The following is a 26121-nucleotide window of genomic DNA, read 5'->3' as shown; positions in this document are numbered from 1 at the left end:
ACACACCATGGCACCGATAAATGTTTCGTCCTTACCCGTCTTCAATCGGGATGCATCCGGCTACGACGCCCTTCGGCGTGGCCTTATTCCCTGTTTCGATACGTTTTACGGGACAGCACTCGACTTGATCGACGACTGGCGGGACGCCGAGAAACTACGTGTACTCGATCTTGGCGCTGGCACTGGCCTTTTCACGGCAATGCTGCTGGCCCGCCACCCCGATGCCCAGATCCACCTCGTCGATGCCTCCGAAAAGATGCTCGAGCAGGCCCGGCAACGCTTCGACGGCAATCCGGCCATTACCTATGCCGTGGCCGACATGTCCGATACCGAACTCGGCGGTCCGTGGGATCTCATCATCTCAGCGCTGGCGATCCATCATCTGGAAGACGCCGCGAAAAAGCATCTCTTCGATGAAATTCGGAGCGCCTTGTCGGAGGGGGGCCTGTTCGTCAACGCCGAGCAGGTACTCGGCCATGATTGCGAGGTAGAGGCCCGTTACGCCCGTATCTGGCTGCAACAGGTCAGGAGGCTGGGCGTACCCGAAGAGGAAATCACCAAAGCGCTCGAGCGGATGTCCCACGATCGTTGCTCCCCTATCGAGAACCAGTTGCAATGGATGCACGATACGGGATTTTCCGAGGTGGACTGCAGCTTTAAAGCATGGCGTTTCGCGGTGCTCAGTGGTCGGCGTCAGGGCGAGCCGCAAGCCACTACGAACCTTTGAGATAGCAGCAAGACCTGGCATCAGCAGTTTATGAAATCTGCAGGGGTTCTATAACGGGCCCCTGGCAGTCTACAGTTCCAATGATGACTTATGGTGGGCTCTGCAGTGCAGTTGCATCTTCCAGAGGGTAAAGCGGCACTGAAGGGGCTCTGCCGAGCGCAATTGGCGCTGTCATGATGCATCATTTGAGACAACGCCGTCAGACTCATTGATAACCTGCGCAACATCGGCAACCACCAATCGTCCTCTTCGGCCGAGTGTTGGCAAGGCAGCCAAAGGCCGCCTTGCCGAGGCTTGTCACTTAACGGTTCTCATCGCAAGGGCAAATAACCTGGCCTGCCGATCGGCGAACGCGCGCGGGTTGGCTGGTTTGTCCCCGTCAAGGATGCGGGCTTCGTCAAGCAAAAGCCACGCAGCATCCTCGCGGAACGCCTGATCGCCCATTGAAGCAATGTTTTTCACAAGTTCGCTCTGCCCATTGATCTCCAGGATCGGCTTCGACGTTGTTTGCAACCGCCCGGCGCCTTTCAGGAGTTTTTCGAGTTGGCGGTCGGGGCCATAATCCGACGCCACAAGGCAGACCGCACTTTCAGTCAACCGATCAGAAATACGCACGTCAGCGACCTCCTCACCAAGGGCGCTTCGCGCGAAATCGATGAAGGCTCCAACCTCGGGAGAAGCTTGCCGACCAGCCTCATCAGCGCCTCCCTCCCCGGCAACAGTGTTCAGATCGGCAAGACCTTGGGTGACAGATTTAAATGGCTTGCCTTCAAAATCTGGCACATTGGTCGGCCAAAAGTTATCGACGCCATCTGTAAGCAGGAGGACTTCGATCCCTTTGGCCCGGAAACCCTCAAGGTGCGGCGACGATTTCAGCTGGTCCAAAGTGGAGCCGCTAATATAATAGATCGCCGATTGTCCTTCCCTCATCGTGGCCAAGTAGTCAGCCAGGCTTCGTGTCGCCTCGTCCGATACGGTGCTGCGGAAGCGTGCCAGCTTCAGCAACTGTGAGCGCCGTTCGAAGTCCTCGTAGATGCCTTCCTTGAGAATAGCCCCGAACATATCCCAGAACTTGGCAAAGGTCTCGCCGTCGTGCTCGGCCATCTTTTCCAGCGCAGAAAGGATCCGGCTCGTCACGCCCTTTTTGATGGCCGCGAGGACCGGACTTTCCTGGATCATCTCGCGGGAGATGTTGAGCGGCAGATCCGAAGTATCAACGATGCCACGGACGAAGCGCAGATAGCGCGGTAGCAGTTCTGCATCATCGGTTATGAAGACGCGCTTCACATAGAGCTTCATCCGACCATGTCGGTCCGGATCAAACACATCGAATGGCTGAGAACCGGGTATGAAGGCAAGAGTCGTATATTCGTGTCGGCCCTCAGCGCGGAAATGGACGTTACTCAGCGGCTCGTCGTACTGGCCTGAAACGCTCCGATAGAAATCGACATAATCCTGCTTGGATATTTCATTCTTCTGCTTGATCCATAGCGCTGCACCATCGGATACCTGTGAGGGCTCGGCACCCTCCTTCTCGACCAGACGGATAGGTACGGGGACGTGGCCGGACTGGTTTCGAATGATCTCCTCCACCGTCCATTTGCTCGTATATTTCTTTGCATCTTCCAAGAGACGTAACACGACGCGAGTACCGCGTGTCGGTGCTTGTCCCGGATCGACCGCAGCAATGTCATAGCTTCCTTTGCCGTCGGATGACCATTTCCAGGCCTCGTCCTTGCCGGCGCGGCGCGAGATTACTTCGACCCGGTGAGCGACCATGAACGATGAATAGAAGCCGACGCCGAACTGGCCGATCAGTTGCGCTTTCTCTCCAGCTTTGGCCGCCTCAAGCCGATCCATGAATGCTTTTGTCCCCGAGCGCGCGATCGTACCGAGCGCGTCGATCATCTCGTCGCGGTCCATGCCAATGCCGCTGTCTTCGACAACGAGTGTCTGCGCCTCTTCATTGAGCGTCACGAGAATTCCCGGCTGGATCCCATCGGCCGAGAGTTGCGGATTGGAAATCGACTCATACCGCAGCTTTTCGCAAGCATCCGCCGCGTTCGAGATCAATTCGCGCAGGAATACATCTTTGTCCGAGTAGACCGAATGCACCATCATGTGCAGAAGTCGGCTGACATCGGCTTCGAATACGTGTTGCTCGGGCTGGCGCTCTTGTACGGTCGTCATTGATACCTCCATTGCACATAAATCGCCGGTCAAATGGTTTTTCCAGAGTCATATTTCAAGCGCTATCTAGCGCTTGCGCCAGCGTTCCTGGATCGTCTTTCGACTAGATTGTTTCCGATTTTCAGTTTCCGTGAGCCTTTAAGATTGCGCCAACAACCTCCGCGCAAATAGTGCTGCGAAAAAGATGACATTCCGTAGCTTTTTACCGGTAAGTCAGCAGAGATATAATCGTTACCGACCGAAACTCCGGCGCAATGATGACGGGAGCCTCACGCGGTCCATAAATTCCCCCCTCAACTTCTGAAGTCTTGACCGCTTCATCGCCCAGCAACTCGATACAACGTTGTTTGCTGTTGTCCTCGTTGAAATGCCGAACAGCACCGATAACCTCGCCGTCCCGGAGAACGGGCGTCTGCCCCATCCTATCGGTCCACATTGCAGATGCGGTAAAGCTAGATATCAGCTGCGCGCAGAGCCGTTGGGCCGCAAATTCGTTTTCAAGCCCTGCCTGGCCATTGTCCGACAGCGTCAGAAATCGAAGCGCGGCAGATGTGGAAGACAGACATTCAAACAGGGCGGCTTCCAGACACTCGATGCCTGACGCATTGCCGACATGTCAGCAACCGCGATCTTTCCACCACTGCGAGCCTTAGAAATATCGAAATTGCCGCTTATCCTTCAGCGCCCGCGCCCAGAACGCGCGCCCTCCCGATAAGCCCGACTGTTTCGCAGCCATGGAGATTGAAGGCACCATAGCAGGTCAGACCGGTCATTGCGCTGACCTGGCGGCGCGTGGCGGGAGTAAAGATCCCCGCCACATGCCGCCCTGATGATCCATCAGAAAACTTTCGTCAATGAAACGGCGAATGTGCGTCCGCGTCCCTTGTAGTCAAACACGGCTTCATTGGCCAAAGCACCATAAAGCGCGTTGGCGCGCGCGCCCCATATGGTTGTGTAATCCTTGTCGAACAGGTTCATCACGCCGAAGCGAAGCGTTGTGTCCTGCGCTTCGAAGCGATAGGCACCCGTTAGATCGAACAGGGTGTAACCATCAATCTTCCGGCTGTCGTCGTCGCTGAGATTGAAGGCATGTTGCCCAGCCAGCTTGATGTTGAAGTTATCTTTCGTCCAGCCAATATAACTGCCGAGCTTGGAAACACTGGCGGTACCGATGCTTTCCTTCTCCCAGTTACCGTCAGACTTGATTTCCGACTTCACCCAGTGACCGGATGCGCCAACATCAAACCCGTAATCCAGTGTCGCGCTGGCGCTGGCCTCCAGACCATAGACACGTCGCTCACGATCAACGACATCAACAGCCAGGGTCGTGCGGTTCAACTCGATGGATCGGTTGGAGAGCGAGTAATATGCCGCGGTCTGGAAGCTGAAGCTATCGTCATTGAAACGATAACCGACTTCAAAAGAGTTGGTCTTGATCGCCTGGAGTGCGGAGTCGGCAACATTGACGCTGTCCAGGAGGACGTAACGGCCCCCGACAAGCCTATAGCTACCGATCCCGTAGTATTTTGCCGGGTCAGGAAGCTCGAAACCCTGGCCGAAATTGGCATAGATTTGCTGCGTATCGGTCAGCTCATAGGTCGCGCCGGCGTTAAACAGAGCCGCATCGTAGCTGACTTCCCCGCCGGGAATGGGATCCACAGAGGAGCCGACCCGGTTGAGAACGGCGACCTGCTGTGCCGCGCCGGCGAAGCTCGATACGTCGGTGGTGACATATTGATAACGCACACCACCGTTGACCGTCAGCCGGTCCGTCGCCTCATAAGATGCCTGGATGAAACCGGCCAGGGTCGAGACATCGATATCGGGATAAAGCCCGGTAATGCCGCGTGTCCTGAAGTCCATCGCACCGGTCGTCGCGACTGTCAGGAAATCGAAGACGTTCTGTTTGGAACTCAGCGAATCCCGGTCGGCGTCGATGCCATATGTCACCTTAAGCCCGTCCAGCGGCTCCGAGATCATCGCTGCCTTCAGGCTATAGTAATCGGTATCCTGCGAGCTGCCACCGAAATAGACGAAGGGCGAGAAAATCGCACTACCGGGAAACGGGTGGAACCGGATTTCTTCCCGCCGGAAACTGCCCTGCAGAAGCAGTGCCTGCCCCAGGAAATCATTGTCGGTGTAAGTCGCGTTTACCATGGTACGGCGCGTGCGGGGGTCGAAATCCGATCGGTATCCGTCCCGCGTTTCAACCAGGTTGGAATTGCGGATCCCGGCAAGGCCTGCGCCAAGATAAAGCCCGAACGGCGAATCCTGGGCGCTGTCATAAAACTGGCCGGACACCTCAAGGCGCCTGTCGTCATCGATCTGCAAACCGACAGTACCCATGAAATCGATGCGCTTGTTGAATGCTGTGGAAGTCTGGGTAATATCGGGGGTGAGCATCGTGCCGGAGCCGTCGTAAAAGGCTCCCGTCTGGTTGCCAGCGATGGAGAAACGCGCATCCCAGTTTTCGCTGTTATAGGTCACGGCACCTGCACCGTTGCGGTCAAGGTCACGGGTACGGCCAAAGCCACTGCCAAGGCCCGCCGTCACTTCACCGCGCAAACCGTCCGGCGCATCTTTCCCCTTCTTCGTGATGATGTTGATGACACCACCTGTTGCATTGCCGCCATAGATTGCCGTCGCGCCAGACAGAACCTCGACACGCTCGACATTGAAGGGATCGATTGCATCGAACTGGCGGCTCAGGGAGCGTGCCGAGTTCATCGAAACACCATCGATGAGAATGAGGGCCGTGCGTCCCCGCAGGTTCTGGCCATAGGCTGTGCGCGCACCTTCGCTGGCGGGATCGAAACTTGGAACTCTCTCAGCAAGAATCTGCTGAAGCGACTTGCCTGAACGGGCTTCGGCCTCGATGGCCTGTGCATCAACGACATAAATCGTTCGCGCCGTCCGCGAGATTTGCTGGGGTATACGGTTGCCACTTACAACGATCGGCTCCAGCACCGTAGAACCATTGTCTGACTGCGCGTTCTGAGACGTATCCTGCGCCTGAACGGCGTTGTTGCCGCTCCCGATTGCGACGACGATAGCCACAAGACTAACGCCGACATTCCATTTTCCGATCATGTCGCCCCCAATGCGCAAAAAATATCTTCCAAGTCGTGCCCCGGAAAATACAAGACTGTTTTGATCATGTTTTATGCGCTATGAAACCGCCGGGCTTGGATGGGAACGAACCCGATTTGGATAGATGCGAACATCAACAGCAAAGACAGGTTTGATTTTTCATGGAAGTTGTCCGCCCCCTGAAACTTGGAACCCTCTCGCTACCTGATCCAGAAAGCAGACTGGTCTGCCGCACAATCCTTCTGGACATGTTGGGAGAAGCAACAATCACCGTTGAAGACGGTGATCTGGCGGGCGTCACCGGCCTTGTCTGGAAACACGAAAACCTTTCTCTCGCAACCGTTTACCTGCCCAAAACACCCTTGCGGCTGACAGCTCATGGGATCGGCAGGCCCGATATCGCGATGTTGCGTGCAACTGACGGAACCTTGATTGTCCATCATCGCAAGCACACTTTCGAACTGGAACCCCGTGATGTCATCATCCTTCCTACGGATATGGCATCGGAAATTATTTTGCCGGAAGGCGGGCGCCTCGACTGCGCCCATCTTCCCCATGCCGCCCTCACCCTTGCTCGAAAGTCGATCGACCGGATCTTGTTGCGGCCCTTTTCAGCAGAATGCCTGCCATTGCAGTTGTTGACCCACTATGCAGGATATCTTCTTCAACAGGACCATCAGGACAAAGAGCATGCCACCATGATGGTGGCGCACTTCTACTCCCTGCTTCCCGTTCTCGCCCGATATGGGAACGAGGTTGCGCCTTCGGCAGTTCCGCAAAACCGCATTGAAGCGATCAAGGCGATGGTTGAGGAAAATCTTGCCGACGGTGCGTTTTCGATAGCTGATGTGGCACGCACCGAAGGCATCACACCGCGCGCGATCCAGAAGCTTTTCAGTCGGACAGGCACGACCTTTTCGCGCTACGTGCTGGAGCGGCGGCTGGTGCTCGCCAAGAGCCTGATTCTTGCCGAGAACACCGCAACTCCGATCAGCCAGATCGTCTACAGCGTCGGTTTCAACGACCTGTCATATTTCAATCGCACCTTCCGCAGTCGCTACGGAATACGCCCGACAGACCTGCGCCGCATGACGGCGCCTGACGAGGCAAAAAACCTGTGAGGAATTAAGGCGTCTCGTGACACCGCTGGAAAGCGTCACTCCGGCCGCTTGTCATCATCGCCGTAACGACGCGCCTGAACCGCGTCCGATCCTTCCAAGGAACCAGACGGAAAGTCCCATTCCGACAAGCGAAAGAACTGTTGCCGTCGAAAACAGCGCGGAATAACCCATCCGGTCGGCAACCAGGCCGGCTGCGGATGCACCAACCATGTAGACGACCAGTTCGGCACAGGTGAGAATGGTAAAATCCGTTCCTGGCTGATCGTCCGAAGAGTTCTTCATGAAGAATGAATAGATGGCTACCAGCTCCATGTAGCGGATCAGCGTCTGGAATGCCGAGGCCGACATCGCCACCCACATGCCGGGCCAGACGCCGGACGCATTCAGCGTGAAGGCGAGGAAGCACAAGCTTCTGAGGCCACCCAGCAGGATGAGCGTTGTCGTCAGGCCAACCTTGCGGATAATGGAGGCAGCGATACCCACGCCGATCAGGCCCGCAGTTGCCGCCGCTCCGCCAGAGAGGTAACCGATCCAGTCAGCCGGGACCTTGCTGTCAACCAGATAGGTGCCTTCCATCCCGCGCACGAGACCTTCGCTCGCCCGGTATGTCAGCGCAAATCCGAGGATCAGCCAGGCACTCGGACGGCGGAAGAAACCAGCAAGGCTTGCGCGCTTTTTTTCTTTGCCAACCGTGGGCGCTTCCGGCTGCATCGCCAGGGCTGCAAGAAGGGGCAGCAACGACAGCGCGGCTACCAGCAGTATCATCGTGCGCCATCCAGCGACATGAAACACCACCAGTGCCGCCGTCCCGCCAACGATTACGCCCAGCGCTACGGCACCCGCCTGCACGGCATTACCCAGCGAGCGCGTCTTGTCGGTCAGGCATCTTACGGCGTAGCCGTCGGTTGCAATATCCTGGATTGAGGAGACAAGCGTGATCGATATGCAGATTGCAAAAAGGACCGTGGCATCGCTCGGATCCACCAGCGTCATGGAAGCGATACCGGCGCTGACGAGAAGCTGGGTCGGCACAACCCAGCCGCGGCGATGGCCAAGCTTGGGTAACGGAGACCATCGATCCACCAACGGTGCGACCGCAAATTTCAGGATGAGCGGCAGCATCAGCAACGAAAACAGCCCGATAGACGTGCGCGATGCCCCACTCTCGCGCATGATCGGCGGCAGGGCCACCAAAAGCAGATACGTCGGTATCCCCTGAGCGAGGTAAAGACCGCCCAGCACATACATCAACCGCCGCTCGAACGTCGAAGTCGAAACGGTGTCGCCAGGAATCGCGTCGTCGATTTGGGCCATTGCAAGAACCGAATTCATGAGCCCGGAACACCACAGACCCAGGTAAGGTTTTCAGCGCTTCAAACGCCGGTCTGTCCCGGAGCGTAAACAGGAGTATTTTTTAATCGTCTTTATCTCACCGGCAAGCAAATGCTTGGATATGGGCGAACCCGAATAGGACAATTGCGAACAGCCGCCCGATGCGACAGAGCTGAAGCAACAAATGCAGCGGCCGACTGCCACCCCCCTCGCAAGACTGGTTCAGGGAAATGGAGATGCCAGTTTTGTTGTGAGCGAAGAGGCCGACATATCGAAGCGGCGGTGATACGATAAAAACCGATTGCAGCCCGAGGGATCGATGATATCTCGGCGCGACCACCATTAAATGGACTTAACCGGCACTCCTCCAATGACAGACTTGGCTCTTATGCGCGCGGCCTTTCGGTAGGCGCGGGGCGTGAGTCCCATCTCCATCCGGAAATAGCGATTGAAGTTCGACAGGTTGTTGAAGCCCGCCTCGAAACAGATATCGGTGATCGATATTTCGGTCTCCGCGAGAAGGGTTCTTGCTCGCCAGACGCGGACGGATCGGCTGTAGTCAGAAAAGTTCATGCCGGTTAGGCGCCGAAAGGCACGCGAGAAGGCGGACGGCTCGAAACCAACCATCGCAGCCACTTCATGCATCTGCGCACCAGGATCCGATTGCAGGATCTGGATTGCCTGGTCGATCCGGCGGTGCCTGCGGTCCGACACCTGGTTATAGACCGCTATGAAGTGTTCGCTGGCGAGCAACCTCTTTTCGGTGGCCGCTTCGATTGCCTCCAGTATCTCTAAAAACAGCCCGAGCCCACCACGGTGTCCCACCGCGTGAAGCTCGAGAATCTTCGCTCCAATCAAGAGCGCGTCGGCGCCCAGAACCTCGATCCCCCGTTGGGCCAGAGGCTTCAGCCTGTGGAGCACTTCAAACTCAGGGCATACTGCGCGAATACCGATCAGGGCATCCGCGTCGAATTGCAGGACCATGTCTCGGCCTGGCAAAGCCGGTGCACCGGGTGTGATCCAGTTGTGCGGCAGATTTGTCCCGGTGAGCACCAGATGCCCAGGCCGAAACGGGCCGATATAGTCCCCCACATAAGCAAATCCTGAAGCGTCAGGGATGAAGTGAATCTCCCATTCGGGATGATAGTTCCAGATGCAGATCGGATTGGGATAGTCGTCCCTCCGGATCAGATAGGAAGCGCCTCCGGGTAAGACGATCTGCTCGCGCGTGGCGGTGAAAGTCTCAGAGACCGTTTGAGGAAAGTCTGATGCAATAGGCATTCAATTGCTCATGTTACAGCGCACAAATGTCAATATAATACCAGTTCTGTGACGGAGGCAAACTAGTACGCGCCCGTTGCTTGCGTAAATGTGGGCTGGTCGATGGCAAGGGAGTTGCAATTCAGGGAGGACATCATGACACTCAACGCTCTCCGCGCCGGTTGCGCGGTTATCGCCATATTTGCAGCATCCAGCGCTTTTGCCGCCGCACAATGCACCAGCGACGTGCGTGTCCTGGCGCAGCCGCGCGACGGACTGACCCTTCTCGAAAAATATGTCGATGAGTTCGAAGAGCTCTCCGGCGCAGGCTTCGAGATCAGTTATCTCAACGAGAACGATCGCCGCGCGAAGTCGCAGGCCGACGCCTCGACGGTCGGAAGCTTCAACGTGTATTATGTTGATGAAGCCAATCTGGCGCTTTTTGCCTCGTCTGGCTGGATCGTCCCGCTTGATGGCTTTTATCCATCCGAATACGACTACAAAGACTTTGACGCCGGTATGCGCGCAGCTGCGACCTATGACGGCAAAGAGTGGTTTGCACCGGTGCAGGGTGGGGGCGACCTGATGGTCTACCGTACCGACCTCCTGGAAAAGGCAGGCATCGCGCCGCCGAAGACCTGGGACGAATATTTCGCAGCCGTGCAGAAGCTGCATGATCCGGCCAACGGCGTCTACGGCACTGCGCTTCGCGGACAGCGCGGTTCAGGCGCCAACGTCTGGCGCTGGATGCCGTTCTTCAAAGCAAACGGTGGCGAGTGGTTCAAGGACGGCAAGCCGGCCTTCAATTCGGATGCCGCGGTAAAGGCGACCGAAACCTATCTCGAGCTCTTCAAATATTCGGCGCCGGGCACTCAGACCGGCTCTTGGGACGAGTCCACCGGCGCCTTCCGCTCCGGCAAGGTGGCGATCATCATCGAATCCGCACCCCTTGGCGGCATGTCCGTCGACAAGGCACAGAGCCAGGTTGCAGACAAGGTTGCGTTCTCCGTTCCGCCGTCGCCGCTGCCGGGGGCCGGTTACGCCCATGGTTTTGCAATCGCGTCCAAGGCCAACAAGACAGATGAGGAAAAGGCCTGCGCCGGTCTCTTTGTTGCCTGGGCAACATCCAAGGAACAGGAAGCCCGCCGCCTCGCCGCCGGCCAGCCGGGCGAGTTGACGCGCACAAGCACCTATCAGAGCCCGGAATACGCCAAGACCTTTGGCCAGAACCTTGCCGACGCCATGGCGGCGACCGGTCAAAAGACCACAGTCACCTTCTGGCAGGATCCGCGCTGGCAGGAATTGGGCAACCAGTGGGGCATCATGCTGGAAGAGCTGATCACCGGTAGCCGCACTGACATCAAGGCGACGCTGAACGACCTAGAAGCCTTCGCAGCCAAACTCTGACGCCTCCCAAGCCGTCTGACGGGCGCGTCTGATGACGCGCCCCCTTTTCCCAATCCGAGGATCTGCCATGCGCCGAGGCCGCTCGCTGCCTTACGTCTTTCTTGGGCCCAGTTTGGGTATCCTGATCATTCTGGCGCTCGTGCCGACGATCTACGCTATCAATATATCCCTGCAGAACCGGACCCTTTCGGCACCCGATGCAGACTATGTCTGGTTAGCCAATTATCTGGCGCTGTTTTCGGATGCCCGTTTCCTGAACGCGCTCTGGGTATCTTTCAAGTGGGAGGTTATCAGCGTCTCGTTGACAATGGTGACGGGGGTTGCGCTCGGGATTGCCATGTTCGAGGCAGCGAGCCCCCGTATGCGCAACGTCCTTTGCGTGCTCTTCATCATTCCCGTTCTCCTGCCACGCGTGTGCGCCGCTTTTGTGTGGAAGTTCGCCTTTCATCCGCTCTACGGCGCGCTGACCTGGCCGGTCAGGGAGCTCACCGGCATCACGCCCGACATTCTGTCGACGCCGCTCGGCGCCCTCCTTGCTGTTGCTTTCGTCGACGTCTGGCAATGGGGCTTGTTCTTTGCAGTGATCATCTTGAAGCTTCTCGAATCCCTGCCGCCTCAGCCGCTGGAAGCCGCACGCATAGATCGGGCGACCCGCTTCGAAATCCATCGTTTCGTGACCCTGCCGATGCTGAAAGCACCCTTGATCAGTCTGCTGCTGGTCAAGGCGATCGAGAGTCTTCGCTCCTTCGACCTCGTTTACGTCATGACGCGCGGCGGTCCCGGCATCTCAACCGAGACGCTTGACATGTATGCCTATTCCCAAGGCTTCATAGAAGCCGGCAAGATTTCCTATGCGTCCTCCATGGCCGTCATCATGATGGTCCTGACCATCGTCACCTTTACCTTTACCTGGAAGAGGCTGAACCGATGAAGATATCCACCTTTCTGCTCAGGCTTTTGTTGGTTCTTGCCGCTGCACTTGTCGTGCTGCCACTCCTATGGACCCTGCTAAACGCCTTCAAGACCAATGCCGATCTGCTGGTGTCAACGCCAAAGCTTATCTTCCAGCCTGTCTTCGACAATATGAGTTATGTGCTCAATCGCCGCTCGGTGGCGCGCGCACTTACCAATTCGTTGATCATCTGCTCGAGTGCGGTCGTGCTTGGCGCCGTACTCGGTGTACCGGCGGCCTATGTGATTGCCCGGTTCAAGAACAGGATCACGGCGGAGGCGCAGTTCTTCGTTCTGTCGCTGCGCTTTCTGCCGCCCGTCGCGATCGCTATTCCCATGCTGGTCATCTGGCTCGGTCTTGATCTCTATGACACCCGGCTGTCGCTGATCGTGACCTATCTCATTGTGACAGCCTCGATCACCATCTGGCTTTCCGTGCCGGCTTTCGAGCGTGTCAGCCTTCACGTTGAAGAAGCTGCCCGGGTGGATGGGCTTGGCCCTTATGCGACCTTCTTCCGCATCGCCCTGCCGATTGCCCGTTTCCAGGTCTTCGGCGCCATTGCCTTCTCCTTCGTCCTTGTCTGGAACGAGTTCCTGCTTGCCATGATGCTCACGACCTCGAAGGCAAAGACCCTGCCGATCATCGCGTCCGAGATGTCACAGCTCGGCATGAATGTGCCCTGGGGAATTCTGAACGCCGCCGTCGTCCTGTTGTCGCTGCCACCGCTGATCCTGCTCGGAGTGCTTGCCGGTGGCCTCAACGCCGCATTTTCCAAGAAAACTGACCAAGGTTGACTGACCCATGAAAGCACTTGTCCTCGAACATGTCGGCGAACTTTCCCTGCGCGATATCGAAATTCCTCAAGAGTTGGGGCCGGATGACGTTCGCATTCGTATCCATACTGTTGGCGTCTGCGGCAGCGACGTGCACTATTACACCCATGGTCGCATCGGTGACTTCGTCGTGAACGCGCCCATGGTTCTAGGCCACGAGGCGGCTGGAACCGTCACCGAGACCGGCGCCAACGTCACCCATCTGAAGCCTGGCGACCGCGTGTGCATGGAACCGGGCATCCCCGATCCGAAATCGCGTGCGTCGCGGCTCGGCCTCTACAATGTTGATCCTGCCGTGACATTCTGGGCAACGCCGCCGGTGCACGGCGTCTTGTGCCCAGAGACAGTCCATCCGGCAAGTTTCACCTACAAGCTGCCTGACAATGTCTCCTTCGCGGAAGGCGCGATGGTTGAACCATTTGCCGTGGGCATGCAGGCGGCCGCCCGGGCGAAGATCACGCCCGGCGATACGGCGGTTGTTACAGGCTGCGGAACCATCGGCATCATGGTGGCACTGGCTGCCCTTGCCGGCGGCTGCTCGCGAGTGCTGATCTCGGACATTTCCGCAACAAAGCTTAAACTGGCCGAAAGTTATGGCGGCATCACTGGTATCAACCTCAAGGAGGTCGATCTCATTGAGACCGTCAACGAGGCGACAGAAGGCTGGGGAGCCGATATCGTCTTTGAATGCTCCGGCGCACCGGCCGCGGTCCGTGATCTCTTCAAGGTCGTGCGCCCGGGCGGGACAGTCGTTATCGTCGGTCTGCCGCCCGAACCCGTCGCGGTAGACCTTGCGGCGGCCTGCTTCCGCGAATGCCGTATTGAAACGGTTTTCCGCTACGCCAATGTGTTTGACCGTGCACTGGCACTGATCGCCGCAGGCAAGGTCGACCTGAAGCCATTGGTTTCCGGCACCTATGCCTTTGATCAATCGATCAAGGCCTTCGAAAGGGCGGCCGAAGGCCGGCCAGAGGACGTGAAGCTGCAGATCGTCGTGGACGGGGAGACGAAGTGATGGCCACTGTTGAGTGCCGCGGGATCAGGAAAGTCTATGGTTCGCTTGAGGTCATGCGGGATTTTGACCTGAAGATCGACAACCACGAATTCGTCGTCTTTCTCGGCCCGTCAGGCTGCGGAAAATCCACCATGCTGCGGATGATTGCCGGGCTTGAAGAGATTTCAGGCGGGGATCTGCTCATCGGTGGCGAGCGGATGAACGATCGCGATCCGGGTGACCGGGGCATCGCGATGGTGTTCCAGAACTACGCGCTTTACCCCCATATGAGCGTGCGGGACAATATCACTTTCGGTCTCGAGAGGGCCGGAATAGGAAAAGCCGCGATCGATCAGCGCCTGGCGCCTGTGGTCGACGCGCTCGGTCTTGGCGTCTATCTTGCGCGCAAGCCGACGGAACTGTCCGGCGGACAGCAGCAGCGTGTGGCCATCGCCCGCGCCATGATCAAGACCCCGGAGGTCTTCCTGTTTGACGAACCGCTTTCAAACCTTGATGCCAAGCTGCGCGGCAGCCTGCGGGTCGAGATCGCGCGCCTCCACCGCGACCTGAAAACGACAAGCATATATGTCACTCACGACCAACTCGAAGCCATGACGCTTGCCGACCGTATTGTCCTGATGAAGGACGGCCGTATTGAGCAGATGGGCACGCCCGAAGAAATTTATCAGGCGCCTCGGACAGTGTTTGCTGCCGGCTTCATAGGCACACCGAACATGAATTTTCTTCAGTTGCAGATGACGCAGGAGTGGCTGGGCGACAATCTTGTCAGGTTTACAGCTCCGGCAGGCCTCCGTTCCGGTGAGGTTACCGTTGGAATTCGGCCCGGATCATTTCGCATAAACCAGGATGCTCAAGCCTTTCGGGGCACCGTAGAGCGGAACGAGTTCCACGGTGAGACACGTCTGATCTGCCTGAAAAACGACCGCCACGAGATCAATATTTCTGTTCCAGCAGACATAAGACCCGCCATCGGCGAGGTGCTTGGTGTTGAAGTGGCATCGTCCGACCTACACGTGTTTGATCCCGGCACGGGACTGAGGTTGATTTAAGCCCACTCAGGTGGGACCTTCAATCACGTCGCGCAGGGCAACTGGACGCCTGCAATCTAACTGGCTTCCGGCAGGTGGCCGGTGATCTGAGCCGCAGAACGTCCTTTGAATCCTGGTAGGGTCGGTTGCTCTGAAGAGACGGGCAGCGCCAGGCATTCACCGACGAGCAGTTCATTGGGATATTGAAAGAGCAGGATAGCGGCTGATATCAGCCGTAAACACGCAATATGCAAGGCTGCTATTTATGACCGAACCGTTGCCATACCGAGCGGCCTTACCAGTGAGGTCGGCAAGCATGGTCTAAATTTCTCGGGCGGTGAAAGACGGCCAATTGCCACGGCAAGAACCTTCTTCTGGTCCTGCTCTTATTTTCCTTACTGAGGCCAGCCCAGCGTGAAACGACGGAACCGACAGCCCGTGCCGGCGACGTCACTATAACCGCGATCACCCATCGTACAGCATTAATCACTATGAAGGATCAAGTGATTAACTGAGGCGGCAGAGAGATGAGACCGCAGCAAAAATGCGGGCGGGCATGCACGAAATGGATCGGCGGATGTACTGCCCGCTGTTGATGTATTCACGCCGTCAAAAGAGCAAACGAAACATTCAGTTGAACTCTCGTGAGAGTTTCAATCCGGCGGCGCTTGCAATCATCGTCGCTGTCCGTTTCGGACACATCCTGACAACGGATCAGCATCCCGCGATTCAACGGCAGAAATGACCCCGTAATTTTAGCGATCCGGCTGGTCGCTTAAATCTTTCTCATTCGACCAATAAATGGTCAGATCCCACAAATTGCATCAGACTGAAAGCGCGATTCTTGCAGGAAATCGAGATTGGCACGCTGTTTGCTTATGACTGATTTGACCGTTTTGACTGATTTGACGGTTTATTCAAAATAGAAAAGGGGAACTCGATGGGTTCAGAATTCAGTCGTCGTCGCTTCCTGCAAGGATCCGCGGGCGCAGCCGCCGTCGCTGGCTACATGCAGATCAATCCTGACTTCTTCATCTCGCCGGCCTTCGCACAGGCCGGCAAGACCATGACGTTCCTGTCGGCCGAAAACATTACCGGCAACTGGGACCCGACCGCTCATACGACACTTTCTCAGAAGAATATCGAAGGTTTCGTCATGGGCTTTCTTACCCGCACGCCGATGAAACTCGATGATCCCGGCGCGGTGGTGTACGAACTGGCCACCGACATCAAGCTGCTTGACCCGCACCGGCTACAGATCAAGCTGCGCGAAGGCATCGTCTTCCATGATGGCAAGCCGTTCAAGGCAGAAGACGTCAAGGCAACTTTCGAATACGGCTCCAGGGCAGATCGTCCGGCGCAGTGGTATCCCGGCCCGACCGAGACGCTGACGATCGAAACACCTGACGATTACACCGTCATCGTCGACACATCCAAGGGCGGCTATCCGGCCCATCTCTTCATCTTTCTTGCATCCTTCCTGCCGATCATGTCGGCCAAGGACGTCGCCGGCGGCCCAGGCGGCCCGCTCTCCCAGCGGCTCAACGGCACCGGTCCTTTCAAATTCGTCGAACAGCGCGGCAACGACACCGTGATGCAGGCCTATGACGGCTACTTCAAGGGCAAGCCGGCCATCCCCGGCATCAACTTCACCTTCACCGGCGACTCCACCACCCGTATGTTGTCGCTGATGAACGGCCAGGCTTCGATCGTTGAACGTCTGGAGCCTGAACAGGTTGACACGATCAAGGACAATCCAGCGATTTTCATCAACAAGGTCGTTTCCGTCGAGAACAAGTATCTTTGGTTCCGCTGCTCGAAACCGCCTTTCGACGATCCGCGTATCCGTCTTGCCGCCTGCCATTCGATCGATCGCGACATGATCATGGAACTGATGGGCTCGGCCGGCCATGCCTCGTCGAACTTCGTCTCGCCGGTCAAATTCGGCTATGTCGATCTGGCGAACTACCCGAAATTCGACCCCGAGAAGGCCCAGGCCCTGCTTGCCGAAGCCGGTTTCCCAAACGGCAAGGGCCTGCCGCCACTGGAATACATCACGTCCGTCGGCTTCTATCCGAAGACCAAGGAATATGGCGAGATGCTGACCGCCATGCTGCAGGAGCAGGGATTTAACGTCAGCCTGACCGTGCTTGAACCTGCGGCCTGGAACGAGCAACTGTACCATCGCCCCGGCGGCGGCCCGGGCCATATGGTCGATTGCGGCTGGTCGACAGCGTCTCCGGAACCGGATCTGGTCCTGCGCACCCATTTCCATTCCACCTCGCACCGCATCTGCGGCATCGAGGACAAGGAGATCGATGCCAGCCTCGACAAGGAACGTTCGGCACCGACGCTGGAAGAGCGCAAGAAGATCCTTCAGGAAGAGACCATGCCTCTCATCACCGCCAAGATGCCGGCACTCTCGCTGTTCACATCCGTGATGATCCACGCAATGCAGAAGGACTTTGAGGGCATGTACATCTATCCCGACGGGTCGATCGACGCGGCCAAACCTGCTGCCTGACCGTGATCAGCCACACGCCGCGATCAGGTGGCGTGTGGACTTGCCCGTGACTTCTCGAGCGGAGTGACTGAATGTTTGCCGTGAACTTCCTGATGCGACGCCTGATGCAGGGCGCCATCATCATATTCCTTGTGTCCTTGCTGATCTTTACCCTCTTGCGGGTGGTGCCGGGTGACCCGGTACGCCTTATGGCGGGCGGCATGGCGCCCGAAGCACTGATCGAAAAGATCGCAACCGACATGGGCCTTCGCGATCCCATACTGGTGCAATTCGGTCGCTACATGGGCGGTGTGGTTCGTGGCGATCTTGGCCAGTCCTTCGTGCGCCCTGCAAACGGCGCCTCGACCGGTGGCGCGACATTCAACGACTCAACTCGCGGCGAACGAGCAAAAGTCTTCGACCTGATTTTCGATGCACTTCCAATGACGCTTCAACTGGCGGCCGTGACGCTGGTGATTGCACTGATCTTCTCGGCAATCATCGGCATTGCCGGCGGGCTTGCGATCGGCAGATGGCCAGACAAGCTTGCCTTCTACATCTCATCGATATTCATCTCGCTGCCAAATTTCTGGCTTGGCATCGTTCTGGCATTGCTTTTCTCGGTGAAGCTCGGATGGCTTCCTGCCATTGGCTATCAGGGCTTTGCCTACACAATCCTGCCGGCAATCGTGCTGGCGGTCGAATTGTCTCCGGTCCTGATCCGCACGCTGGTCAGTTCCGTATCCAGCCAGATGATGGAGCCCTATGTGGCAGTCGGACGCGTACGTGGCCTGAGCCGTTCGCGGATCATCTCCAACCATGCCCTGCGCAACGCCTCGGTGCCGCTTCTCAACCTGCTCGGTGTGCAATTCTCCAGCCTGCTCGGCGGGGTCATCATCGTCGAATATATCTTCGATTATCCCGGGCTCGGCCTTCTGACCATCAATGCCGTGCTGCAGCGCGACTTTCCGTTGATCCAGGGTATCGCGATCGTCACGAGCGCCATCTTTGTACTGATCAACATTGTCGTCGATCTCGTCGCAACAACCATCGATCCGAGGCTTGAATACTGATGTCCATCACATCCGCACTCGACACCCCGATCATTTCGAAAATGGCAAGCCGCTCGATTGCGCGCCGCATATTCGATCGCGCCGCATCGACGCCCGGTTTTCGCATTGGCCTTGCGATCTTCCTGCTGCTTGCGATTGCCGCCGCACTTTATCCGGAAATCAGTGGCGTCGACCCGACCAAGATGGATGTGAAGGCCCGCCTTCTGCCGCCACTTTTCTTCGGCGACAACTGGAGCTGGGGCCACCCGCTTGGCACCGATCAGATTGGCCGCGACATGCTGGTGAGGTCGCTTGTCGGCCTGCGTTATTCCTTCCTGATCGGGATTGCATCGGTTGCAGTGACACTCATCATCGGCTGCGCCCTCGGCACGATCGCCGGTTACTTCGGCGGTCGTATCGACATGCTGATCATGCGTCTGACCGATGCGCAGCTGTCTATCCCGATGATCATTCTGGCGATCGCCGTTCTTGGCGTGTCGCGCCCGACAATTCCGGCCATCGTCCTGGTGCTTGGTCTCTCAAGCTGGCCGGTCTATGCGCGCATCATGCGCAGCATTGTAATGACGGAAAGGCAGCGGGAATATGTGCGCGCTGCCAAACTTGGGGGCTCGACCGATTTCCGCATTATCGTCAGCCTGCTTCTACCGCTGCTCCTGCCGCCGGTGATCTTCACCTCGGTGCTTGATGTAGCACGCATGATGATCTTTGAATCGACACTCGGCTTCCTCGGCCTGGGTGTCCAGCCGCCGACGCCGACCTTCGGCAATATCATTGCCGATGGCCGAAAGTATCTTCTGAACGCCTGGTGGATCGCTACCATGCCCGGCATTTTCCTCGGCCTCACTTTAACCAGCATCAATCTCATAGGCGCCTCGCTGGAACGGGCCCGCAACACCATTCACGGAGGGTCCGAGTGATGATCAAGCCGCTTCTTGAGCTGAAAAACCTCACCGTTAATGCCGGTCGCTCGGACAAGGCGAAGATTATTCTGGACAATATCTCCTTCAGCCTCGCGCCGCGAGAGATCGTTGGTGTGGTCGGGGCCAGCGGAGCCGGCAAGACGGTGCTGTCCAAGGCAGTCGTCAACTGGCTGGAACCGCCGCTTTCTGTGCGTTCCGGCAGCGTCCTTTTCCAAGGCAAGGATATTTACGGCATCTCCGAGAACGAGATGCGTACCCTGCGCCGCCGGGTCGCCTATGTCGGCGCCAATCCGATGGGTGCACTCGATCCGACGCTGCCGGTCGGCGTCCAGATCGTCGAGAAGCTGCGTGCGGTCGTTCCAGGAACCTCGCGGAAAGAGGCGGAAAAGCGCACGATCGAGCTTCTGGAGGCCGTCCGCATTCCCTCGGCCCGCAGCCGTTTCAGCGACTACCCGTCGCAGTTTTCCGGCGGCATGATGCAGCGCGCACTGATCGTTGATGCGTTGGTGACGAACCCGGCGCTGCTGATTGCAGATAACGTCACACAGCCGCTTGACGTTACCGTCGCAGCCCAGGTCATCCGTCTGATGAAGGAACTGACAGATGGTTTCAATACCGCTGTGCTGTTCGTCTCCTCCTCCCTTCCCGTTGCCCGCGAGGCCTGCAACCGGATTTTGGTGATGGAGAAAGGTCGCATCGTCGAGGAACAGGAAACCGAAAGGCTGATCGCCGCCCCTGCATATGCCTATACGAAGGAGCTTGTCGAACAGACGCCGAAGATCTGGATCGAAAAGACCGAGATGCCGCGTCTCAACGACAAACGCGACGTTGTCTTGAGCCTGCGCGATGCCTCACAGGTCTACAGGGTAAAGAAGAAGACCGGCTTCGGTGGCTTCAACCATGTGCGTGCGGTTCGCAACGTCACCTTCGATGTCCGGCGCGGCGACAGTTTCGCGATCGTCGGTGAATCCGGTTGTGGCAAGTCGACGCTGATGCGGCTTCTGAGCAGGCTGGAACTGCCGAGCTCCGGCCAGGTTCTGTGCGGTGCCGACGATATCGCCATGCTCGGTGGCAAAGACCTTCTGACCTTCCGCAAGAAGCTGCAAATGGTACTTCAGGATCCGTTCGGTTCCCTGCCGCCACGCACATCGGTCGGGAAGATGCTGGAGGGCCCGCTTCGCACGCACGGATGGAAGGACAGTGCCAAAATTCGTGAGCGAGTTCTCAAGGTCATGGGCGAAGTCGGCCTCTCCGCCGATCTCTACGAGGAATTGCCGATCGGCCTGAGCGCCGGCCAGCGCCAGCGCATCAATGTTGCCCGTGCGCTGGTTCTGGAGCCTGAAATACTGATCATGGACGAAACGCTTTCTGCCCTGGACCAGACAGAACAGTTCAAGCTTCTCGATCTTTTCCAGAAGCTGCAGAAGGAATACGACCTCACTTACATCTTCATCTCGCACGACCTTGCGATGGTCCGCAAGGTCTGCAACCGGGTGGCGGTAATGTATCTCGGCGAAGTCTTCGAACTGGCTGATAACGAGCGGTTGTTCTTCGACCCCGGACATCCGTACACAATGGCGTTGCTCAGCGCGATGCCGACACTTGAAGAACGCCGCTACAAGGCGGAAGACTGCCTTTTGGAAGGTGAACCGCCAAGCCCGATCGATATTCCTCCAGGTTGCAGCTTCAAGTCGCGCTGTCCGCGTGCGATGGAGAGATGCGGCAGCCTGCAGCCCGCGCTTACCGCGCGTGGCAGCCAGGATTTCGCCGCCTGTCATCTCATCCAGCCATTGGCTCTCGATGACGCAACCCGTCAAATGGCTTTAGCCTGACCATGGTTGCGGCGCCACAGACGGGGCCGCGACGATCACTAGAATCCAGGGTGCATTCATGAGTTTCACCGAACATCGCCTCAAGCTTATACTCGACATGCTGAAGCAAACCCAGCGCGTCAATGTGAGGGAGCTTGCCGATTATCTGCAGGTCAGCCAGGAGTCGATCCGGCGCGACCTCAAGGAACTTGAGATGCGCGGTTATGCCCGCCGCGTCTATGGCGGCGCGGTCCTTGACCAGCAGGAAAGCGATCAGCCGTTTACCGACCGACTGCGTGTCAGCTCACGCGAGAAAGCCAAGATCGGCGAGGCCGCAGCGTCGCTGGTCGAGGACGGCATGAAGGTGTTCATCGATACCGGCACCACAACGATTGCCTGCCTGAAACATATCGAGACGCGCAAGGACTTGACCGTTGTCAGCAATTCGCTGGCGGTCGCAGCCCACTTCTTCAATCTGCCGCAGGCAAGTGTGCGCGTTCTTGGCGGTCGCATGCGCCCAGATTATCAGGCGACATACGGCCATGAGACCGTGGCCGCGCTGAAGGAGCATTTCTTCGATCTCGCGATCATCGCCATCAGCGCCATTCACGCCGAACGCGGGTTCATGGATTTCGGCGAGGACGAGGCGATCCTGCGCCGCGTCGCCAAGGCCCAGGCAAAACGTTCGATCATTGTTGCCGACAGTTCCAAGTTTGGTCGTCTTGGCTCCATCCACACATTCGGCCTCAGCGAAATCGACGCGGTGGTGACCAGCGGCGTCATCGCGCGGGAATTTTCAGATCAATTCAATCAATCCAAAGTGGAAATCATACATGCCTGACGTCTCCTCCTCCCCTGTCCCGATCAATGCCGAGCGGCTCCAGATGCTGATGGAGACCCTCTCCACTTTTGGCGGCGGCCCCGATGGCTCGATGACCCGCCTGACGCTTTCCAGGGAAGACGGAATGGCGCGCGACTGGCTGGGGCACTGGTTTGCCGAAAACGGCTTCGAGCAGGCCGTGGACTCGATCGGCAACCAGTTCGGCAAGATGACCTTGGCGGGCGCAAATGCGCCCGTCATCATGGTCGGTTCCCATATCGACAGCCAGCCGAACGGCGGTCGGTTCGACGGAGCGCTTGGCGTCATCGCCGCCTGCGAGGCGGTTTTGTCCGTCAGCGAACGTCTCAAGGCGGAAGGCAGGTTGTCCGCCTGCAACTTCCAGATCGTCAACTGGACCAATGAGGAAGGCGCCCGTTTCCAGCCGAGCCTGCTCGGCAGCAGCGTGTTTACCGGCGCCATTGACCTGGAATGGGCGCTCGAACGGGCCGACGGCGATGGCATTACGGTGCGCCAGTCGCTGGACGAGATCGGTTATGCTGGCAAGGAAAAGGTGGAAATTCCCGACGCATTGATCGAGCTGCATATAGAAGGTGACACGACGCTCAGCCGCGCCGGGGAGCGGTTCGGTATCTTCACGCGGTTCTGGGGCGCGACAAAATATCGCCTCGCCTTCCATGGACGCCAGGCACATACCGGCGCAACCCCGATGGCCGATCGCAAGGATGCGCTGCTTGCTGCTGCCTATCTGATCGCCGATCTCAAGCAGATATCGACCGAACACGGGCTGGACCTGCATACGTCGGTTGGCCGCCTGGAAGTCTTCCCCAATTCACCCAATGTCGTGCCGGCCGAAGCCGTGCTGTTCATCGAGCTGCGCTCGGGATCGCCAGACGTCCTGACGGAGGCGGAACGCAAGATGAAGATCAAGATCGAGGAAGCGGCGATGAAAGCCGGCGTCACCTCGGAGGTTCGCTCCATCGACCGCCGCAAGGCGGGAAGGTTCGCGCCGGGCCTGGTGACGCTTGCGCAAAGTGCTGCGGCGCATCTCGGCCAGAGCGCCCGTCACCTCGATACGATCGGCGGCCATGATGCCGTTGCCGTCTCCGATGTCTGCCCGGCGGTGGTGCTGGCGGTTCAGAGCCGTGACGGCGTTATCCACCACCCGACCGAGTATACCTCGCCTGAAGATCAGGCCCTTGGCACGCAGATAGTGGCGGACATGCTTTACAAGATCGCCTGCGAAGGTTTGAAAGTTGTCGAACTCAGCGAGGCTGCCGAATGAAGAGATCGGGCTCTCCTCAATCACCGATGGAAGCCCGCGCGGAGAAGGCGCTTTCAGTCTTTTCCGCAGTGATTGGCGACACCCCTTCCTATGCGCCGGCGACGGCAGCTGTCGCATCGCCGTCCTATCATGCCGTCGAATCCCGCGGTTTCGTGGTCGCGTCGACAGACGGGGAGGCACGTTATTTCCTGCGTCTCGGTGCCGATGAGGTAACCGATCTCGTGGATGCCGAGACCGCAAATGCTGCGGCACACCGTTTTCACAGCCTTGGTCTTTCTCCTGAGCCGATTGGTTACGATGCCGGGACGGCCAGCATGCTGTTTGCCCGACTTGGCGACGGCTGGCGAGCGGCAAGGATCGACGATCTGATGCAGCCGCAAACTGTTGCCCGCCTGATCGAGATGCAGACGACGATCGCAGGGGGTGTTCCCACCGGCCGAACATGGTCAGTCTTCGACGGCATCGATCAGCTCTGGGCGATCGTGAGTGCCGGTGACACCAGCCTGCCCGGCGATGTCGAATGGATGCTCTCCTGGATGACGCCGATCCGCGAGGCAGTTTCAGCGGCCGGCATGGACCTGAAACCGGCCCATGGTGATCCGCAGGCTTCGAATGTCATGCTGGGCCCTGACGGGAAAATGCAGCTCGTGGACTTCGACATGGCCGCCGACATCGACCCCTACTACCAGCTCGGCGTTCAGATGAACGAACTCTACCAGTTCGAAAGCCAGATGAGGCCGTTGCTGGAAATGCACGATGGAGGTTTCAGCGAAAGAAACTTCAACCGCTGCCGTGTCTATGCGGCGGCAGACGACCTCTACTGGGCGTTGCGCAGCCTCGTACTGGAGCTTCGTTCGCCGCCGCGGGGTGTCGAATTCCTGAAATATGCCGGCTGGCGGTTCCTGCGTTGCCGAATGCTGCTCGGCCAGCCGGATTTCGAGGCTAGGCTCAGAGCGCTCTAGGCATACGAGAACGATAACGGGCTAGAAACAATAACGGGAACAAGCCTATGAATGAACTGGGAATGGCACGATCCGATGCCGAACGGGCAGTTGAGGCTGCAATCATCCAGGTACCACCTTGGGAAGGACGGCGGCTGCGCTACAGTCCGGTTTCCGGCGGAATCAGCAACACCAATTTCCGCATCGAGGTCGAAGGTGAAGAGCGTGGCTATTTTCTAAAGATTCCCGGCCGCGGCACCGAGATGTTCATCGATCGCAAGGCCGCCGCTGCCGCCAGCAAGCAGGCGGAAGTGATCGGAATCGGCCCGAAGACATTCGACTATCTCGATCACCTCGACATCGAAATCGCCGAGTTCATCGACGGTCGCCGCGCCTCGACACATAGGGATTTTGCAGACCCGGCGATCCGCAACGAAGCGGTGCGCGTCTACCGGCAGTTTCACAATGCCCCTGCCCTGCCGCTGACAAAAACCGTCTTCGACATGGTCGAGGAACATTTCGACCAAGTGCGCCAGCTTGACGGCCACTGGCCGCTCGACCACGACTGGCTCTTGCGCAACTACAGACAGGCGCGCGCCGCGCTTGAGGCATCCGGGCTCGATCTGGTTCCCTGTTTCAATGACCCGATGCCGGGCAATTTCCTGATCGGTGACGACAAGTCGATCAAGCTGATCGATTTCGAATATGCGTCGAACAATGAGAGGCTCTACGATCTCGCGATCTGGAGTGGCGAGATGTTCTATTCCGAGGCGACCGACTGCGAGATAATCGAGGAGTATTTCGGTCGTTATGACAAGGCGCATCACGCTCGCTTCATCGTCCACAAGGCACTCGCCGACATCAAGTGGAGCACCTGGGCGATGGTACAAAACCGGATATCGACCCTCGATTTCGACTTCTACAAGTACGGAATCTGGAAGCATATGCGCGCCCGCTCGATCATCCACGACCCCCGTTGGCCCCTGTTCCTGAAAGCCCTTTGATGCCCGTCACCGATATCAGCCCGCAAGAAGCTGCGACCTATATCACCTTCGCCGCGGAACTTGCCGACGCCGCGCGTCCGCTGGCGCTCTCCTATTTCCGGACCCCGCTCGACGTGATCTCAAAACTCGACGATAGCCCGGTGACAATCGCCGACCGGACGATCGAAAAACATCTCCGCGAGATGATCGAGGCGCGTTTTCCCGATCACGGCATCCATGGTGAGGAGTTCGGCGTAAAGGAAGGTAACGCCTTTACATGGGTGCTGGACCCGATCGACGGCACCAAGAGCTTCATCACCGGTTTCCCGCTGTTTGGTACGCTTGTCTCACTGACATCTCAGGAAAAGCCATTCTGTGGTCTGATCGATATTCCGGCCACCGGCGAACGTTGGCAGGGCCGGCCGGGAGAGACACTCTTTGCTGGCAAGCCGGCCCACGCCAGCGGCTGCGAAAACATCTCCAGCGCCCGTTTTTATACGACTTCGCCGGATATGTTCGTGGACAGCGAAGCTGAAAGCTTCGAGCGTCTCTCCCGCAAAGCCAGGCTGCGGCGTTTCGGTGGAGACTGCTACATCTATGGTCTGATCGCTTCCGGCCATTGCGACATCGCTCTCGAGACGGGACTTCAACCTTACGACTACATGGCTCTCGTGCCCGTTGTGACGGGTGCCGGCGGATGCATTACGGACTGGCGGGGAAATGCGCTTTCGATCCATTCCGACGGACGGGTTCTGGCGTCGGCCACCCCGAGACTTCATGACGAAGCCCTGGCCCTCCTCAACCGGTGACAT

General features: G+C 58.0%; 22 protein-coding genes. 17 read left to right on the top strand and 5 right to left on the bottom strand.

Annotated features, from left to right (window positions below; all coding sequences use genetic code 11):
- Positions 1 to 7 precede the first annotated feature (7 nt).
- On the top strand, positions 8 to 727 hold the full coding sequence (locus ACZ5A6_RS26655; RefSeq protein WP_464111512.1) for a class I SAM-dependent methyltransferase: 720 nt from the start codon (positions 8 to 10) through the stop codon (positions 725 to 727).
- Positions 728 to 1024: 297 nt separating this feature from the next.
- Here ACZ5A6_RS26655 and htpG read toward each other — a convergent pair whose 3' ends face one another.
- The 3 genes from htpG to rhtA form a co-directional block, all read right to left on the bottom strand.
- A complete protein-coding gene (gene htpG / locus ACZ5A6_RS26650) occupies positions 1025 to 2917 on the bottom strand; it encodes a molecular chaperone HtpG (protein WP_464111511.1) in 1893 nt (630 codons plus the stop codon).
- Between the two features lie 202 nt (positions 2918 to 3119).
- A complete protein-coding gene (locus tag ACZ5A6_RS26645) occupies positions 3120 to 3338 on the bottom strand; it encodes a DUF4172 domain-containing protein (protein WP_464111510.1) in 219 nt (72 codons plus the stop codon).
- A 416-nt stretch (positions 3339 to 3754) separates the two neighbouring features.
- Positions 3755 to 6007, bottom strand: a complete 2253-nt coding sequence (gene rhtA, locus ACZ5A6_RS26640; RefSeq protein WP_464111509.1) for a TonB-dependent siderophore receptor RhtA — start codon at positions 6005 to 6007, stop codon at positions 3755 to 3757.
- Positions 6008 to 6168: 161 nt separating this feature from the next.
- Here rhtA and rhrA point away from each other — a divergent pair, with 161 nt between their 5' ends.
- Positions 6169 to 7128: a rhizobactin biosynthesis transcriptional regulator RhrA gene (gene rhrA, locus ACZ5A6_RS26635; protein ID WP_173998653.1), complete on the top strand. Its 960-nt coding sequence runs from the start codon at positions 6169 to 6171 to the stop codon at positions 7126 to 7128.
- A gap of 54 nt (positions 7129 to 7182) precedes the next feature.
- Here the strand turns inward: rhrA and ACZ5A6_RS26630 are convergent, their stop codons facing one another.
- Both ACZ5A6_RS26630 and ACZ5A6_RS26625 read right to left on the bottom strand, forming a co-directional pair.
- Complete coding sequence (locus ACZ5A6_RS26630; RefSeq protein ID WP_410171820.1) at positions 7183 to 8442, bottom strand: RhtX/FptX family siderophore transporter; 1260 nt, start codon at positions 8440 to 8442, stop codon at positions 7183 to 7185.
- 360 nt (positions 8443 to 8802) lie between these two features.
- Positions 8803 to 9741, bottom strand: a complete 939-nt coding sequence (locus tag ACZ5A6_RS26625; RefSeq protein WP_013637579.1) for an AraC family transcriptional regulator — start codon at positions 9739 to 9741, stop codon at positions 8803 to 8805.
- 135 nt (positions 9742 to 9876) lie between these two features.
- On the opposite strand from ACZ5A6_RS26625, the gene ACZ5A6_RS26620 reads away from it, so the two are divergent.
- The 15 genes from ACZ5A6_RS26620 (at position 9877) to hisN (ending at position 26118) form a co-directional block, all read left to right on the top strand.
- Entirely contained in the window at positions 9877 to 11127 is a 1251-nt protein-coding gene (locus tag ACZ5A6_RS26620) for an ABC transporter substrate-binding protein (protein ID WP_013637578.1), read from the top strand.
- Positions 11128 to 11194: 67 nt separating this feature from the next.
- A complete protein-coding gene (locus ACZ5A6_RS26615; protein WP_141194257.1) occupies positions 11195 to 12058 on the top strand; it encodes a carbohydrate ABC transporter permease in 864 nt (287 codons plus the stop codon).
- Positions 12055 to 12873, top strand: a complete 819-nt coding sequence (locus tag ACZ5A6_RS26610) for a carbohydrate ABC transporter permease (protein WP_003516943.1) — start codon at positions 12055 to 12057, stop codon at positions 12871 to 12873. The genes ACZ5A6_RS26615 and ACZ5A6_RS26610 overlap by 4 nt, the downstream gene beginning before the upstream one ends.
- Positions 12874 to 12880: 7 nt before the next feature.
- Complete coding sequence (locus tag ACZ5A6_RS26605) at positions 12881 to 13927, top strand: NAD(P)-dependent alcohol dehydrogenase (RefSeq protein ID WP_003516944.1); 1047 nt, start codon at positions 12881 to 12883, stop codon at positions 13925 to 13927.
- Positions 13927 to 14976: an ABC transporter ATP-binding protein gene (locus ACZ5A6_RS26600; protein ID WP_003516945.1), complete on the top strand. Its 1050-nt coding sequence runs from the start codon at positions 13927 to 13929 to the stop codon at positions 14974 to 14976. The genes ACZ5A6_RS26605 and ACZ5A6_RS26600 overlap by 1 nt, the downstream gene beginning before the upstream one ends.
- A 535-nt stretch (positions 14977 to 15511) precedes the next feature.
- Positions 15512 to 15700 (top strand): hypothetical protein, encoded by a 189-nt coding sequence (locus ACZ5A6_RS26595; RefSeq protein ID WP_244517151.1) that lies wholly within the window; start codon positions 15512 to 15514, stop codon positions 15698 to 15700.
- Between the two features lie 195 nt (positions 15701 to 15895).
- Positions 15896 to 17479 (top strand): ABC transporter substrate-binding protein, encoded by a 1584-nt coding sequence (locus ACZ5A6_RS26590; protein WP_025591696.1) that lies wholly within the window; start codon positions 15896 to 15898, stop codon positions 17477 to 17479.
- A gap of 71 nt (positions 17480 to 17550) precedes the next feature.
- Positions 17551 to 18531, top strand: a complete 981-nt coding sequence (locus tag ACZ5A6_RS26585; protein ID WP_013637573.1) for an ABC transporter permease — start codon at positions 17551 to 17553, stop codon at positions 18529 to 18531.
- Positions 18531 to 19448, top strand: a complete 918-nt coding sequence (locus ACZ5A6_RS26580) for an ABC transporter permease (RefSeq protein WP_003516951.1) — start codon at positions 18531 to 18533, stop codon at positions 19446 to 19448. The genes ACZ5A6_RS26585 and ACZ5A6_RS26580 overlap by 1 nt, the downstream gene beginning before the upstream one ends.
- The gene (locus ACZ5A6_RS26575; RefSeq protein ID WP_464111508.1) at positions 19448 to 21283 is read left to right on the top strand and encodes a dipeptide ABC transporter ATP-binding protein; all 1836 of its coding nucleotides are present in this window, start codon (positions 19448 to 19450) and stop codon (positions 21281 to 21283) included. Before ACZ5A6_RS26580 ends, ACZ5A6_RS26575 begins: the two co-directional genes overlap by 1 nt.
- Positions 21284 to 21341: 58 nt before the next feature.
- Positions 21342 to 22103 (top strand): DeoR/GlpR family DNA-binding transcription regulator, encoded by a 762-nt coding sequence (locus ACZ5A6_RS26570; protein WP_013637571.1) that lies wholly within the window; start codon positions 21342 to 21344, stop codon positions 22101 to 22103.
- A complete protein-coding gene (locus tag ACZ5A6_RS26565; RefSeq protein ID WP_065660534.1) occupies positions 22096 to 23385 on the top strand; it encodes a Zn-dependent hydrolase in 1290 nt (429 codons plus the stop codon). Before ACZ5A6_RS26570 ends, ACZ5A6_RS26565 begins: the two co-directional genes overlap by 8 nt.
- The gene (locus ACZ5A6_RS26560) at positions 23382 to 24347 is read left to right on the top strand and encodes a phosphotransferase (protein WP_464111507.1); all 966 of its coding nucleotides are present in this window, start codon (positions 23382 to 23384) and stop codon (positions 24345 to 24347) included. The genes ACZ5A6_RS26565 and ACZ5A6_RS26560 overlap by 4 nt, the downstream gene beginning before the upstream one ends.
- A 47-nt stretch (positions 24348 to 24394) precedes the next feature.
- Complete coding sequence (locus ACZ5A6_RS26555) at positions 24395 to 25330, top strand: phosphotransferase (protein ID WP_464111506.1); 936 nt, start codon at positions 24395 to 24397, stop codon at positions 25328 to 25330.
- The gene (gene hisN, locus ACZ5A6_RS26550) at positions 25330 to 26118 is read left to right on the top strand and encodes a histidinol-phosphatase (RefSeq protein WP_111802237.1); all 789 of its coding nucleotides are present in this window, start codon (positions 25330 to 25332) and stop codon (positions 26116 to 26118) included. The genes ACZ5A6_RS26555 and hisN overlap by 1 nt, the downstream gene beginning before the upstream one ends.
- Positions 26119 to 26121 lie beyond the last annotated feature (3 nt).

This window comes from Agrobacterium sp. 6Ca8 (genome assembly GCF_055382765.1).
Note: the sequence above shows the minus strand (reverse complement) of the source record. Positions and strands in the feature narration are given on the sequence as shown.